Source organism: Altererythrobacter sp. GH1-8 (assembly GCF_043702085.1).
Classification (GTDB): domain Bacteria; phylum Pseudomonadota; class Alphaproteobacteria; order Sphingomonadales; family Sphingomonadaceae; genus Erythrobacter.
The window spans coordinates 1,932,460-1,946,773 of the sequence record NZ_CP171690.1 but is presented as its reverse complement, the minus strand read 5'-3'; the positions used below and the strand labels follow the sequence as shown (position 1 = coordinate 1,946,773).

10 protein-coding genes and 1 tRNA gene are annotated in these 14,314 nt (G+C 59.9%); 3 read left to right on the top strand and 8 right to left on the bottom strand.

All coding sequences use genetic code 11. The annotated features are described in order from the left end of the window. Position 1: 1 nt before the first annotated feature. Positions 2–2,242, bottom strand: a complete 2,241-nt coding sequence (locus tag ACG9DO_RS09505) for a methyl-accepting chemotaxis protein (protein WP_394731251.1) — start codon at positions 2,240–2,242, stop codon at positions 2–4. Between the two features lie 169 nt (positions 2,243–2,411). After that, a complete protein-coding gene (locus ACG9DO_RS09500) occupies positions 2,412–4,787 on the bottom strand; it encodes an NAD(+) synthase (protein ID WP_394727287.1) in 2,376 nt (791 codons plus the stop codon). 154 nt (positions 4,788–4,941) lie between these two features. On the opposite strand from ACG9DO_RS09500, the gene yghU reads away from it, so the two are divergent. The 3 genes from yghU (at position 4,942) to ACG9DO_RS09485 (ending at position 7,391) form a co-directional block, all read left to right on the top strand. After that, the gene (yghU, locus tag ACG9DO_RS09495) at positions 4,942–5,796 is read left to right on the top strand and encodes a glutathione-dependent disulfide-bond oxidoreductase (RefSeq protein WP_394727286.1); all 855 of its coding nucleotides are present in this window, start codon (positions 4,942–4,944) and stop codon (positions 5,794–5,796) included. A gap of 31 nt (positions 5,797–5,827) precedes the next feature. After that, positions 5,828–7,231, top strand: coding sequence for an MFS transporter (locus ACG9DO_RS09490; RefSeq protein WP_394727284.1), 1,404 nt, complete (start codon positions 5,828–5,830; stop codon positions 7,229–7,231). Positions 7,232–7,316: 85 nt separating this feature from the next. After that, positions 7,317–7,391 (top strand) — tRNA-Gln (locus ACG9DO_RS09485). 197 nt (positions 7,392–7,588) lie between these two features. Here ACG9DO_RS09485 and ACG9DO_RS09480 read toward each other — a convergent pair. From ACG9DO_RS09480 to ACG9DO_RS09455, 6 genes are all read right to left on the bottom strand, one after another. Beyond that, the gene (locus ACG9DO_RS09480) at positions 7,589–8,296 is read right to left on the bottom strand and encodes a TIGR02281 family clan AA aspartic protease (RefSeq protein WP_394727282.1); all 708 of its coding nucleotides are present in this window, start codon (positions 8,294–8,296) and stop codon (positions 7,589–7,591) included. A 9-nt stretch (positions 8,297–8,305) separates the two neighbouring features. Next, a complete protein-coding gene (locus ACG9DO_RS09475; RefSeq protein ID WP_394727280.1) occupies positions 8,306–9,262 on the bottom strand; it encodes an NAD(P)/FAD-dependent oxidoreductase in 957 nt (318 codons plus the stop codon). 52 nt (positions 9,263–9,314) lie between these two features. Further along, on the bottom strand, positions 9,315–10,301 hold the full coding sequence (gene egtD / locus ACG9DO_RS09470) for an L-histidine N(alpha)-methyltransferase (protein ID WP_394727278.1): 987 nt from the start codon (positions 10,299–10,301) through the stop codon (positions 9,315–9,317). After that, positions 10,298–11,563, bottom strand: coding sequence for an ergothioneine biosynthesis protein EgtB (gene egtB / locus ACG9DO_RS09465; RefSeq protein WP_394731250.1), 1,266 nt, complete (start codon positions 11,561–11,563; stop codon positions 10,298–10,300). Before egtB ends, egtD begins: the two co-directional genes overlap by 4 nt. 128 nt (positions 11,564–11,691) lie before the next feature. After that, positions 11,692–12,741, bottom strand: coding sequence for a diguanylate cyclase (locus tag ACG9DO_RS09460; protein WP_394727276.1), 1,050 nt, complete (start codon positions 12,739–12,741; stop codon positions 11,692–11,694). A 161-nt stretch (positions 12,742–12,902) separates the two neighbouring features. Beyond that, positions 12,903–14,279: a class II 3-deoxy-7-phosphoheptulonate synthase gene (locus tag ACG9DO_RS09455; RefSeq protein WP_394727274.1), complete on the bottom strand. Its 1,377-nt coding sequence runs from the start codon at positions 14,277–14,279 to the stop codon at positions 12,903–12,905. Between the last annotated feature and the right edge of the window lie 35 nt (positions 14,280–14,314).

Here is a 14,314-nt window from a genome sequence, read left to right as displayed (position 1 = left end):
GCTACTCCCTGCCAGAAGTCTCTGTGATACGGGCGGTCAGTGCCTGGACCTCGCCGTCAATTCGCATGGCAAGCCCTTCAAGACCTTGCGCCGAACCATCAATGGCACCGATTGTCTCAAGCGAGCGCTTGAAATTGTCGGTCACCTTGGAAACCGCTACCCCGTTGCCCAGTGCCTGTTCCTTCGCTGCGCCAATGAGCCTTGCGAGCTCGCTCGATGTCTGGCGCTGGGCTTGAGCTGAATCTTGCGCATCAGCAGCAACGCAGCGTACGAAATCGATGTCCTTGTCGATAGCGCGGAATTGGGCGATCGAACTCCCGATGAGCGTTTGCAAGGATTCGACAATCCTGCCGATCTCATCCGAGGCGGCTTCGGTTTGCTGCGCCAGTTGATTGACTTCAGCGGAGACCGCGGTGAAGCCCTTGCCAGCATCGCCAGCTCGCACGGCTTCGATTTTCGCATTGAGCGACAGGAGCTTTGTCTGGTCTGATATGTTCTGGATCATGGCCACCAGCTTGCCGATCGCACCGGTGGAGCTTTCCAGAGTGCTGGCGATTTCCGCCCCTTTGCGGCTAGCCTCGCCAGCCCGTTCACTTGCCCGGTTGGCTTGCGCCACCTTGGCTCCGACAGCCTCAAGCGCAGTGGCCAGCTGCCTGGCTCCTTCCGACATCTGTTCAGCGATCCTCACTGTCTGGCCCGCTTGATCACGGACTTGCTCTACCAGTCCCCCGGAAGTCTGGGACTGCTCGCTCAGAGTAATCGAGCCCTGCGCCAGAGCGTTCGAATGGGCCTTGAGTTCGGCAACCATCGCTGCAAAGTCCGCCTGGAACTGGCGCATCAGATGTTCGGTTCTGTCAGCCCGATCGCGTTCCTCGACGATAAGTTTCTTGAGCTCTGCATCTGCGGCGCGCTCGGCACTTTCCACGCTGGCGAGAAAGGTGTTGAGCGCTTCCGCTATTTCGCTGCCTTCTTCCATCGGTTCAAATTCAAACCTGCTGCTGAGATCAGCCTGCCCGCGATTGATGTCCTCCAGCATGCGGGCCAGCGCAAGACTGCCAAGGGTGGCTCCGTGCTCGGCAAAGTTGAGCCCATGCTCCTCGACTTCCCGCGATACGCGCAACTTGCCCCGCTGATGCATCAGGTAAGCCATCGCGTACATCGAAGCAAAGGTGAAACCGCCAATAACAACTACCCCTAGTGCCTGAACCGCAAACTGTTCGAAAATTCCGAGTGTGCCGATGCCCGGTCGCAGAACCAGCGGTACGGCAAGCGTCCCGATCACTCCGCCAAAACCGTGCACAGCGACTGCATAGACTGCATCGTCGATCTTCAGGTTCCGTTCGAGATAGTTGGCGACATGGACCGATGCAGCACCTGCAACGAGACCCAGCAGCGAAGCACTGATTGCGCTTGCAACAGGCGCGCTCGCAGTGATGGCCACAAGCCCGACGAGGAGCCCGTTGATCAACCGATCCACTCTGAAGTAGCCTTCATTCAGATGCCCAGCGATACAGGCTGCGAGACACCCGCCGGCACCAGCAAGCAGTGTGTTGGCAATTGCGCGGGCGAATTCGTCGCTTCCCGGTGTCAGGCCACCCGAATTGAATCCAAGCCAGCCGACCAGCAGCATCAGCGCGCCTGCTCCAGCGAGCACGGGGTTGTGCCCCTGAACCGGACGAACACCGCCGTCGGGATCGAATCGCTTCATTCGAGGGCCGATGACCATCAGCACTGCCAAAGCGGCAACTCCGCCGGTCATATGAACGATACTTGAGCCGGCGTGATCGATGAAACCAATCGCTTCAAGCCAGCCCGGACGGTTCTCACCACCGGGCAGCAGGCTTGCCCAGGTCCAATGGCCGATGATCGGATAGATCAGAGCAGTAAGCGGGAGCGTGAGGATGAGATAGGATGTAAACTGGGTACGTTCCGCCACCGCCCCGGACACGATAGTCGCGGCCGTTCCGCAAAACAGCGCTTGCAGCATGAGGAACATGATCACTTCGGACTGATCATCATAACCGACATAAGTCAGGTCGAAGCCGATAAGACTACCGCCCGAGGCAAACATGATCGCAGCCCCGAAAAAGGAATAGGCGAGCAGCGCAAGGGCCAGGTCGGCGATGTTCTTGAGAGCGACGTTAATGCTGTTCTTTGAGCGAACCAGCCCTGCTTCGAGAAACAGGAACCCGATCTGCATTCCGGTGACCAGCACGATCGCAACCGCCAGCCAGATTTGCATTTCCAAGGGTTCTTCCTCCCCTAAATCAATCGAGATGGCGACATCCGCAATGGCTCGGCTCGTCAGTAAACGTAAAACGAGCGAGACTGCCGAACCAGCAACGGGTCGCGCTTTAAGGGGGCTAGGTTTGGATATCCCTCTAATCGAATAGGGGAATGACCTGAGGGCGTTAAGGTAAGTTCTTGTCCAATTCGCTCAACCAAACCTCCGCAACCGCGTCGGACGGAGCGCGCCAGTCCCCGCGCGGGGATAGCGCGCCGCCAGCGCTGACCTTCGGGCCATTGGGCAAGGCGCTGCGCTTGAACTGGCTGAAGCCGAAGAACCGCTTGAGGAATTTCTCCAGCCAGTGACGGATTTTGGCAAGATCGTATTCGTTCTTCGCCTCCTCCGGAAAATCGAATGGCCAATGTCCTACGCCCGAATCCTTCCACGCATGCCAGGCGAGGAAAGCGACGTGGCTCGGCTTGTGGCCCCAGCGGATAATGTGATGCAGGAAGAAATCGTTGAGCTCGTAGGGCCCGATGATGTCCTGCGTGCTCTGGATCTTGCCGTCTGCATCGGCGGGTACAAGTTCAGGGCTGATCTCGGTATTAAGAACGTCTTCCAGCACGGCGTCGACCCGTTTGTCGAACTGGTTCGTCGCGATAGTCCAGCGGATGAGGTACTGGATCAGCGTCTTGGGAACGCCTGAATTGACCCCATAATGGCTCATGTGATCGCCCACGCCATAGGTGCACCAGCCCAGCGCCAGCTCTGACAGATCGCCGGTTCCGATCACCCAACCGCCATGCTGACCCGCCAGACGGAACAGGTAATCGGTTCTGAGGCCCGCCTGCACATTCTCGAACGTCACATCATAGACCGGCTCGCCCCTCTTATCTCCCTTGGCGGCAAAAGCATGGCCGATGTTTTCCAGCATGGTGCGCGCGGTCGGGCGAATGTCGATTTCCTGCGCTGTGGTGGCGAAGGCCTCCATCAGGTGCCATGCGTTGGACTTGGTTCCTTCAGACGTAGCAAATCCGGGCATGGTATACGCGCGGATATCGCTGCGCGGCCGGCCAAGTCGGTCCATCGCCTTGGCTGCTACAATCAGAGCATGGGTGCTGTCGAGGCCGCCTGAAATGCCGATGGTCAGACACTTCGGATTGGTCGCCTCGATCCGCCGCATCAGCGCGTCAACCTGGATATTGAAGGCCTCGTAGCAATCCTCGTCGAGTTTCTCGCGGCGGTTCGGCACGAACGGGAAGCGCCGGATTGCCCGCTCCAGCCCGATATCTCCACCTGCAGGCTCATGGGTAAAGCTCACGCGGCGATAATGGTCCGCCGGATGGCCCGCAGCTTCCGCCGCATCGTTCCAGGTCTGCATCCGCATCCGCTCAGCTAGCAAACGCTGCGTATCGATATCGGCGATGCAAAGCTCCGGGTGAAGATCGAACCGCTCCCCTTCCGCCATCAGATCGCCAAGCTCGTAGATCATTCCCTGCCCGTCCCATGACAGGTCTGTCGTGCTTTCGCCGTGGCCGCTGGCGGAATAGGCGTACGCGCAGATCGCGCGCGCGGAACTGGCGCGGCACAGCATGTGCCGCTCGTCCGACTTACCGATGGTGATGTTCGAGGCAGACAGGTTGAGCAGGATCACAGCCCCTGCGAGCGCTGCTCTGGTACCCGGCGGTTCGGGCGCCCAGACGTCCTCGCAAATCTCGATCCCGAAAGTGAAGCCGGGCAGGTTCTCCGCCGCAAAAATCTGGTCGGTTCCGAAGGGAACCTCCACGCCGCACAGATCCATCGTGAGCCCGATGCAGTCGCGGCCATGGGCGAACCAGCGCTTCTCGTAATATTCGCGGTAATTGGGCAGAAAGCTCTTGGGCACCACGCCGAGGATGCGTCCGCGCACGATCACAACCGCACAATTGTAGATCCGGCCATTGCGGCGGAGCGGCGCGCCGATGACCATGACCGGCGCGATATCCTTGCTGGCCTCGACGATCTCTGCGAGGTGCAGCTCCACCGCTTCGAGCAGCGCGGCCTGCAGATGCAGGTCGTCGAGCGCATAGGACGAGAGCGACAATTCGGGGAAGAGCAACAGGTCGACATGACGCTCAGCTGCGTGCCTCGCCTGCTCGAGTATCCCTTGCGCATTATAGGCGACATCGGCGGTCCGAACCCGCGGTGTGCTGGTGGCGACACGGACGAACCCATGCGTGTGAATATCGAAGAACGGGTGAATACCGCTGGCTCCGCTTCCTGCCTGCCTGGCGCTCTTCTCTTGACTCGCGCCCTCAGCTGAACCATCGCCCTCTAATGGGGTAACCCAATCTTTTGGTTCACAAATTCCGAGGTTGGACAAACGTTGTTGGACAGGCGCGCGGGCAACCTTGCCCTTGGCTTCCCAGCCGTAGACGGTGCGGCTGGGCCAGGCATTGGGATAGCCATATTGCGCGCCGAACTCTTCTGCCGAAAGTGGCGGATCCTGAGCTTCGCGCCAGGTTCTGATCTTGTGTCCAGCCAAATGCATGACCAGCAGGTATCCCAAAAGGATACTCATCGCAAGCCTGTTTTTGGTGGCTGCAAACCGCTGCTTGGCTATCGCGTAGCGAATATTACCCGCTTATCGCCTGCCACGCCACTTGTGCCCGTAACCCCTATTCGCCACTTAGCGAACAACACAAGCGAGCCCAACGCAAAAGGAGCCCTTCCCAATGGCTGACCCCACTTACACGCCCCCCGCTGTTTGGACCCCCGAAAATAACGAGGCTGGCCGGTTCACTGGAATCAACCGTCCGACTGCTGGAGCGCGTACACAGAAAGACCTGCCGGTCGGTGATAACCCCTTCCAGCTCTATTCGCTCGCAACGCCTAATGGCGTCAAGGTCACGATCATGCTTGAGGAGCTGATCGAAGCCGGCCATTCCGGCGCGGAGTATGACGCCTTTACCATCGACATCATGGAGCAGGACCAGTTCACCAGCGGCTTTGTTGGGATCAATCCCAATTCGAAGATCCCCGCCCTCGTCGACCGCAGCGGCGACACCCCAATCCGCGTGTTTGAATCCGGCGCAATCCTGATGCACCTCGCAGAGAAGTTCGGAGCCTTCCTGCCAACCGACCCCGCAAAGCGCGCAGAAACGCTGAGCTGGCTGTTCTGGCAGGTTGGCAGCGCACCCTTCATCGGCGGGGGATTTGGCCACTTCTACGCTTATGCGCCGGAGAAGTACGAATATCCGATCAATCGCTATTCAATGGAGACCAAGCGGCTGTTCGATGTCGCTGACCAGCGCCTGGCTAAGACACGCTTCCTCGCTGGCGATGATTACACGATCGCCGACATGGCAACTTTCCCCTGGCTCGCGCCGTTTACATGGGGCGTGATGTACAATGATGCGAAGACCTTCCTCTCGATCGACCAGTACATCAACGTCAAGCGCTGGGTGGACGAGATTGCAGAGCGTCCCGGTGTCCGGCGCGGCCGGATCGTCAACAAGACCTGGGGCGAAGACGACGAAAAGCTGGTTGAGCGCCATTCTCCAGCCGACTTCAATGGTAAGAAGTATTGATCGCGGCAAGGTGATGCGCCGCTGAGAGGAAATGCGATTGAGCCAGGCGGCGCCAGACAAATGCGATGAACGCGTCGGTTTCGGAGAGAAGCTGGGCTACGGCATCGGCGATCTCGCCTCCGGTCTGATCCTGCCCTTTTTCGGCTATTACCTGCTCTATTACTTTGTCGATCTGGGCGGGCTGGCACCGGCTGCGATCGGCTTGATGCTGCTCATAACCAAGCTGATCGACGCCATCACTGACCCGATGATGGGTGTGATATCAGACCGCACGCGCACGCGCTGGGGCCGCTATCGCCCGTACCTTCTGTTCGGCCCAATCCCGCTCGCGCTGAGTATAGTGCTGGTCTTCAACGCGCCTGAAGACTGGGGCGATGCCGCATTGCTTGGCTGGGCCTATGCGACCTATTCGCTGTCCATGCTCGCCTTCACTGCCGTCAATGTGCCTTATGGCGGGCTGCTTGGTGTGATTTCGCCATCTTCCAAGGTCCGCGCCAATGTCACAGGGTTTCGCATGTTCTTCTCCGCGCTCGGCGGTATCCTGTTCGGCGCGCTCGGCACGACATTGGTCCGCGTGTTGGGCGCAGGAGACGAAAAGCTCGGCATACTGCTGACCATCAGCTGTATTGGGGCTGTGTCCGTCGCTTGCCTGCTGACGACCTTTGCAACTACGCGGGAACGTATCCCCCCGGCGGAAATCAACGGCTCCATCTCCGGCGACGTTAGCGTTTTGCTCCGCACAGGTCCGTGGGTTGCCGTGGCCATCGCCGCAATCCTTGGCGTGACAGCGATTGCCTCGCGTGCGGGCAGCGCGCCGTTCTTTTTCCGCTATGTCGTTGGCGATGATGGGGCACCTGTATTCCTGTTCTTTGACCGCCCTGCCCTGTTCCTGACCGCGCTGGCCGTAGGTCAGGTGACCGGTGTGATCATCGGCAGCATTTTGCAGCGCTGGTTTGAGAAATCGCATCTGCTGATTGCCGCTGGATTGCTGAAAGCGATGATGATCGCTGTCTTCTACTTTCTCCCCCTCGATGCTGTGTGGCCACAAACCGCAGTGCAATATGGCGTCGGGATCGGCTTTGGGATGCTGATGGTGCTGTCCTTTGCGATGTTCACCGATATTGCGGAATTCATCGACTGGAAGGCGAACCGCCAGATGACCGCGCTGGTGATCGCAGCATCGGTGTTTGGCGTGAAGGCCGGGATCAGTTTCGGCTCTGCCATTCCCGGCTTTGTGCTTGGCTTTACCGGCTTCGTAAGTGACGCCGCCCAGACGGAAAGCGCGCTTGCAGGCATTCAGATTGCTTTTGCCTTGATTCCTGCGGCCTTGCTGATCCCGGCAGTGATTGCTCTGGGTTTCTATCGCATAGACAGGCGCGCCATCATGCAAATCGAAGCGGATTTATCAGCGCGGCGCGCAGTTGCCACCATTTAGGCATCGGAACCCCCTTCACATCCCCTCGCAACGCGCTATAGGGAGCGCCCCGCGACTGATAACGGTAATTCTGAGCGCGGCATGCTGGGGTGTAGCCAAGCGGTAAGGCAGCGGTTTTTGGTACCGCCATGCGCAGGTTCGAATCCTGCCACCCCAGCCATAATCTCAAAGAACAAGCTATCACAGGATCGAACCTGCTCGCGAAGCGACAGCAGGTTTGGAGTCGGAGCGTCTTGGCGCGGAGACGTCCAAAGGACAATCCTGCCACCCCAGCCATAGTCTTTCATTCGCTACCGCTTCGCTGCATGAGCGTGAGTTCTCTCGCGCTACCGCTTCGCTGCATGAGCGCGGCTTGCGTCACCTCACCTCAAGCGGAGCCTGCGGGTTGTTCGGCACGAGGATCATGGTGTTGCCCTCCACGCGCCATGACGCGAGACGCGAAAGCAGGTTCATGCCCACCACGTTCGTCTCGCCCAGAGAGGGCGCGATCACCACATCGAGTCCGCGGGCAGAGACATTGCCGAAGCGCAGCTCGTCAGCGGTGGCAAGCTGTGCGGCCACGGGTCCGTTGGCCGTTCCGACCGTTACCGGCAAGCCTCCGCGGCGTGGTTCCAGCCCGGCACGCTGTGCCAATCCGCTCGAAACAGCGGTCAAGGTGGCCCCGGTATCGACGAGGAAATTGGCAGGGGCACCGTTGATCTCCGCGCGCAGCCAGAAATGCCCATCGCGGGCCAGCGGTATCCGGGTCTCCCCTCCTTCAACGATCTGTTCCGGAAGGCCAATCTGAGGAACAGCCACTTCCAGCCGCGGGTCGAGGCGAGACAACTGGAGCACCACCACGACGAGGATGCCGACCAAGGCGAGGGTGCTGGCCCCACGGACAAACCCGCCAAAGCGGACACCGCGCCTTGCGGCCACCGCACCAATCCAGCCGAGCAAAACCACAGCGATGGTGGCTATGAGCAATTCTGAACGCGGGATCGCTGCAATCGCCGAGACAAGGTTGTTCCAGAGATTTTCAAGGCTCATCTCGCCCATATAGGGATGCTTGCGCCCAGCGTCCACGCAGGCTGATTACGCAGCGATAATTGCGTCCGCCAATGTGCACCCGGAGAGAAACGCCCCTTCGACCCGCGGGCTGTGCAGCCAGTCGCCGGCAAGGCCGATCCGCCTCTCGCGATCCCAGATCGCTGCCTCCCCTTCACGCACTTGCGGCATCGCATAGCGCCAGCGGTGCGCAGTCAGGAATTGCGGCTCAATCCGTTCAATTCCAATGCAACTGAAGAACTCAGCGAGCAGGATTTCGCTCGCTTCATCCTGTTCCAGCTCGAGCATTTTCTCTGACCAGCCGGGTGAGGCTTGAATGACCCAGCTTTCGCTGCCATCGCGGCCCGGCTTGGCACCATTGCGCGCCGCCCAGGAAATGGGACCGGTCTCGTCGCGCCAGCAATCCGGGGTGTGGCCCAGTGGCTCATCAAACATGGCCATAACTGCCCAGCACGGAGAGGAACGGACAGCTCCGGCAAGGGCTGCGAGATCGGGCACGACGTCTGCGAGCAAGGCTTTCACTTGCTCAGGTGGAATGGCTATCACGAGATTGCGCGAGACAAGTGTCTGATCAGGCGTGGTTATTGCCCAGCCTTGCGCAGTCTCGGCAATGCTCTCAGCGCGCGCCGACAAGGTAACATCAAGCGCTTCTGCCATATGGCGGATCGGCGTGTTCATGGCCGGAGCGCCTACCCAGGCCTCCTCGCCCGCCGCAGGCCACGGCGCGACAACACCTTGCCCGTGCCAAGCCTCCACCACTTCGATAAAGCGCGGATCGCGCGCAGTGAAGTACTGCGCACCGTGGTCGAAGCGCAGCTGCCGCGAACCCAGCGGCGCGCGCCGTGTCGCCATCCGGCCTCCAGGGCCGCGCCCCTTGTCGAGCAAACGCACTTCGCATCGAGCCGCTGTCAGTGCCGTGGCACAGGCCAAGCCTGCCATGCCAGCGCCGATGATGACGGTATCTGCAAAGTGTCTCTCGTCCATGCTGCGCCCAACGCTTGGGACGCACGCAGGTTTCACACCTATTCCGCTCCGCTTATGGCGCGCTGCGCGGGATACTCGCTTCAGCGAGGATGAGCGAGAAGCGCTCCTCAAGATCAAGCCAGCGTGCAATCGGTGTCCAGCCGCCTGCGAGGAGCAAAGTGTTCGCGCTGCGCCGATCGAACTTGTGGCTGTTTTCGGTGTGGATACTCTCTCCTGCGGCCAGTTCGAAGGTCACCCCGGATACGCTGAATTCCAGCGCCTCCTCAGCGACCAGATGCATTTCGATCCGCGCGTAATGGTCTTCCCAACGCGCTTCGTGGCGAAGCTTCTCAACTGGAATGGTCCCGTCCAGTTCGCGATTGATACGCCGTGCAAGGTTGAGATTGAACTCAGCGGTAACCCCTTGCGCATCGTCATACGCCGCCTTGAGAATGTCCTCGGACTTGATCAGGTCCATCCCAATCAGCAGCAAGGCGCCCTCGCCCAAGGTCGCCCGCATGGTCCGCAGCAGGTCGACAGCCGTTCGCGGCACCATGTTGCCGATTGTCGAGCCGGGGAAAAAGCCCAGCTTTGGCAGATCGGCAATCTCGCTCGGCAGTTCCACCTGGCGCATGAAGTCCGCTTCGACAGGATGGACCGGCAAGCCCGGAAACTTGCCGGAGAGATCTTTCGCCGCAGCCCGCAGGAAATCGCCGGAAATATCGAGTGGGACATAGGCCGAAGGAGCAATCGCATCGAGCAGGAGCGGGGTCTTTACCGAGCTGCCCGAACCAAATTCAACCACTGCCCGGCCCGGCCCGATCCGGTCCGCAAACTCATTCCCAAGGCTTTCCAGAATCTGCGTTTCAGCGCGCGTCGGGTAATATTCCGGCAGCTGGGTTATCTCTTCAAACAGCTGCGATCCGGCATCGTCATAGAGCCAGCGCGCAGGGATTGCCTTTGGCTCTTGACGCAGGCCAGCGAGCACATCGGCACGAAACGCCCTGTTCACCCCCTCCTCATCGAGGTCGACAAGCTTGATGCCCTTGGCGTTGCTCATGGGTTGTCCTTTGCCAGGCGGAGGCCGGTGAACTGCCAGCGCTGATGAGGGTAAAAGAAATTGCGATAGCTGGCGCGCGAATGTCCGCGAACCGTGGCGCAGCTTGCGCCTTTCAAAACAAACTGCCCGCTCATGAACTTGCCGTTATACTCGCCTACCGCGCCGTCAGCGGGGGCGAACCGGGGATAGGGCAGATAGGCAGATCGCGTGAATTGCCAGCAATCCCCGAACAGCGATGCGCTCCCCCCTGGCAGCGGAGGCGCAGCGCGATCAAGCTGGTTGCCTGCCGCCGGATCAGGCGTCAGCTCGCCGCCCTCAGGGGCCAGCGCTCGCGCAATCGCCTCCCACTCGAATTCTGTCGGCAGGCGCGCGCCTGCCCATGTCGCAAAGGCGTCAGCCTCGTAATAGGAGATATGGGTGACAGGCGCATTGGGGTCGCGCTGCTGGATACCTTGATGGGTAAAGTGGGCATCCCCTTCCCAATAAAGCGGTGCTGAGATGTCATGCTCTCGCAGCCAGGCCCAGCCATCCGACAGCCACAGCCGCGCGTCGCGATAGCCCCCGTCATCGACAAATTGTTGCCATTGGCCATTGGTGACGAGCCCTTGCGAAACCGCGAAAGGCTCAAGCAGAACGCGGTGCTGCGGCCCTTCATTGTCGAATGCGAAGCCCTGCCCGGCGTGTCCGATCATGGCCACACCGCCAGGGTGGTCGATCCAGCCCGAAAGCTGCGTTTCGCCAGCCGAGGCCCCGCTAGCCCACACCGCTGGCCGCATCGGATTCTGATAAATGGCATGCTTGATGTCAGTGAGCAGCAGTTCGATGTGCTGCTGCTCATGCGCGATCCCGAGCGCAATCAGTTCAGCGAGATCCGGCCTGTCAAGCAGCGGCTCCATCGCGTCGCTGACATGCGCACGCCAGTCCAGAATTTGCTCAAGCGTCGGGCGCGAAAGCATTCCGCGAGAAATGCGCGCAATCCGCGCCCCTTCGGCTTCGTAGTAGGAATTGAACAGGAACGGGTAACTCTCATCGAACAGGCGATAGCCCGGCGCATGATCGCGCAGCAGAAAGGTCTCCCAGAACCAGTTGGTATGAGCCAGATGCCACTTGGCCGGCGAGGCATCCTCCATCGACTGGATCGTTGCATCTGCATCGGTAAGCGGCTCGACAAGCGCTTCGATCAACCGCCGAGTGGCATGAAAATTTGCTCCGAAGTCAATCGGATGCGTTACTGCAGTCTGTGCAAGCCTGTCTGGCACCAGATCACCTCCCAGGTTCGACCAGGGGCCTCTCCATGCCGTAAAGCCAATTCAATTAAAAGGTTGACGGCAATTATTGGCGGTCAAATCGCCGCTCGCCTGCACAACTCATGCAGCCGCGCGCGGTTCAGTCAGGCAGCCATCCTCACTGTGTTCCGACCGCCATTCTTAGCTTGGTAGAGAGCTTCGTCAGCCCGCGCGAACAGGGAAAGGCTGCTGTCCCCTAGCTCTGCGATGACACATCCGATACTGATCGTGACAGGGGGCAGAGGCGGAATAGCGCTGCCAAGGGCCACCGCACGGCGCAATCTCTCGCTGATAACCTGCACAAACCTGCGATCCGCTCCGGGCATGATCCAGGCAAACTCCTCTCCGCCTATACGGCCTACCAGATCGCCCTCGCGGGCCTGTTCGGAGGCAATGCGGGCAAGCCGGCGAAGCACTGTATCGCCTGCTAAGTGGCCAAATTCATCGTTTACCGACTTGAAGTGATCGACATCGAACGGGACCATTGAGACCGGCACGGCTGCGGCTCGTGCGCGCGAGAGCAAGCGGTCAAGCTCGCCCATGACCCGACGTCGATTGGCCAGATTGGTGAGCGGGTCTCGATTGGCCTGCTCTCTTGCCCGGCGCGCTTCTGCAATGGCCTTGCGCTGCGAATGCTGGAGCTGTTCTTCGCGCTCATATTGCCGCGTCACATCGAGAAACACTGCAAAGACACGCTCTCCAGCGTCCCGCGCCCTGGGCATCTTGCACATGCGCATTTCCAGAATGCGGCGCTCTCCATCCAGCCCGCGAACCCTGACAATGGACGAAATGATCTTGTCCTGTGCGATGGCCTGATGAGCGAGCTCGACAAGATTGATTCCGTTCGATGCAAGAAGGGTTTCCGCATCGCCTTCTTTCATCTCGTCCTGAGTTTGCAGGCCAAAGAACTCGCGCAGCGTCCGCGACCACAGCTGCCGATCTTCGCGCGGAAAATACTGCCAATGCCCGAAGTCGCCAAGTTGCTCTGTCGTCTTGAGAACCTGCGAAACGTCGCTGAACCGCTCCTTTCTGCGCCGCAACCATTGGGCCTGACGAGCCGCCAGGCGCTTGAAGGAAAGGTAGCGTCTCGTTTGCACGACAGCAGCCACAGTCGCCAGCAGCGCAGTGACGAGCAGCAGCTTGATGATGTACAACGCAGGTAAGTCAAAATCGTGCAAAGCACCAAGCCCTGTTCAAACCTCAATATTTGAACAGAGCGTTAGGCAAAGAATATCACGATAGTGTCCTCATGAGTCGCGCGTCCGCACCTAGTTGCACGACTAGCTCACATTAACGATGTGCAGGTTGTCAGGGCCTAGGCAGCGTCCGCTGAGCGGCGCTCGATAACCTCGGCATTGAGCATTTCCGCCAAGAGGAACGCCAGCTCAAGCGACTGCGCTGCATTGAGGCGCGGGTCGCAATGCGTGTGATAACGATCGCCCAGCGCTTCGTCGGTAATCGCCACAGCACCGCCGACGCATTCCGTCACATCCTGCCCGGTCATCTCGATATGAATCCCGCCCGGATGCGTGCCTTCAGCACGGTGCACGGCAAAGAATCCCTTCACCTCTGTCAGGATGCGGTCGAACGGCCTGGTCTTGTAGCCGCTGTCGGATTTGATAACATTGCCATGCATCGGGTCGCAGCTCCATACGACCGGATGACCTTCGCGCTTCACGGCGCGCACCAGACGGGGCAATCCGTCTTCGACCTTGTCGTGACCAAAGCGGCTGATCAGTGTGATGCGTCCCGCCTCGCGCGCCGGATTGAGAGTATCCAGCAAGCGGAGCAGATCATCGGTCTCCAGGCTGGGGCCGCATTTCATGCCGAGCGGATTGCCGATCCCGCGCGCAAACTCGATATGCGCGCTGCCCGGAAACCGGGTCCGGTCGCCGATCCAGACCATGTGCGCGCTGGTCGCATACCAGTCACCCGTCAGCGAGTCCTGCCGGGTCATTGCCTGCTCATACGGCAGAAGCAAAGCCTCGTGACTGGTGTAGAAGCTGGTACCCTGCAACTGTGGAACGGTGGCAGGGTCAACCCCGCAAGCCTCCATGAAGTCGAGCGCTTCGCCGATCCGATCAGCGGTCTCCGCAAACTTTTCTGCCCAAGGGGTGCGACCCATGAAATCCAGCGTCCACTGGTGAACCTGACGCAGATTGGCATAGCCACCACCAGCAAATGCGCGCAGCAGATTGAGCGTCGCTGCCGCCTGCGAATAGGCCTTGACCATCCGCCCGGGATCGTTGCGGCGACTGACCGGATCGAAATCGATCCCGTTGATGTTGTCACCGAAATAACTCGGCAGGGTAAGGTCGCCCTTGGTCTCAGTCGGCGCAGAACGCGGCTTTGCAAACTGGCCGGCCATGCGCCCGACCTTGACGACCGGACGCTTGCTGGCGAAGGTCATCACGACTGCCATCTGCAGCAAGACACGGAAAGTATCGCGAATGTTGTTCGGATGAAACTCAGCGAAGCTTTCCGCGCAGTCACCGCCTTGAAGCAGGAAGGCCTTGCCCTCAGCTACATCAGCGAGATCAGCCTTCAGTGCGCGCGCTTCTCCTGCGAAGACCAGAGGCGGGTAAGACGCAAGAGTGGCTTCGGCAGCGGCCAGTTCGCTTGCATCTTCATACACCGGCAAATGCCGCGCTTCATGGGCTTTCCAGCCGTCCGGGGTCCAATTCTGAGCCACTCTGTTTCTCGTTCAATCGTCAAACTTGCATTACC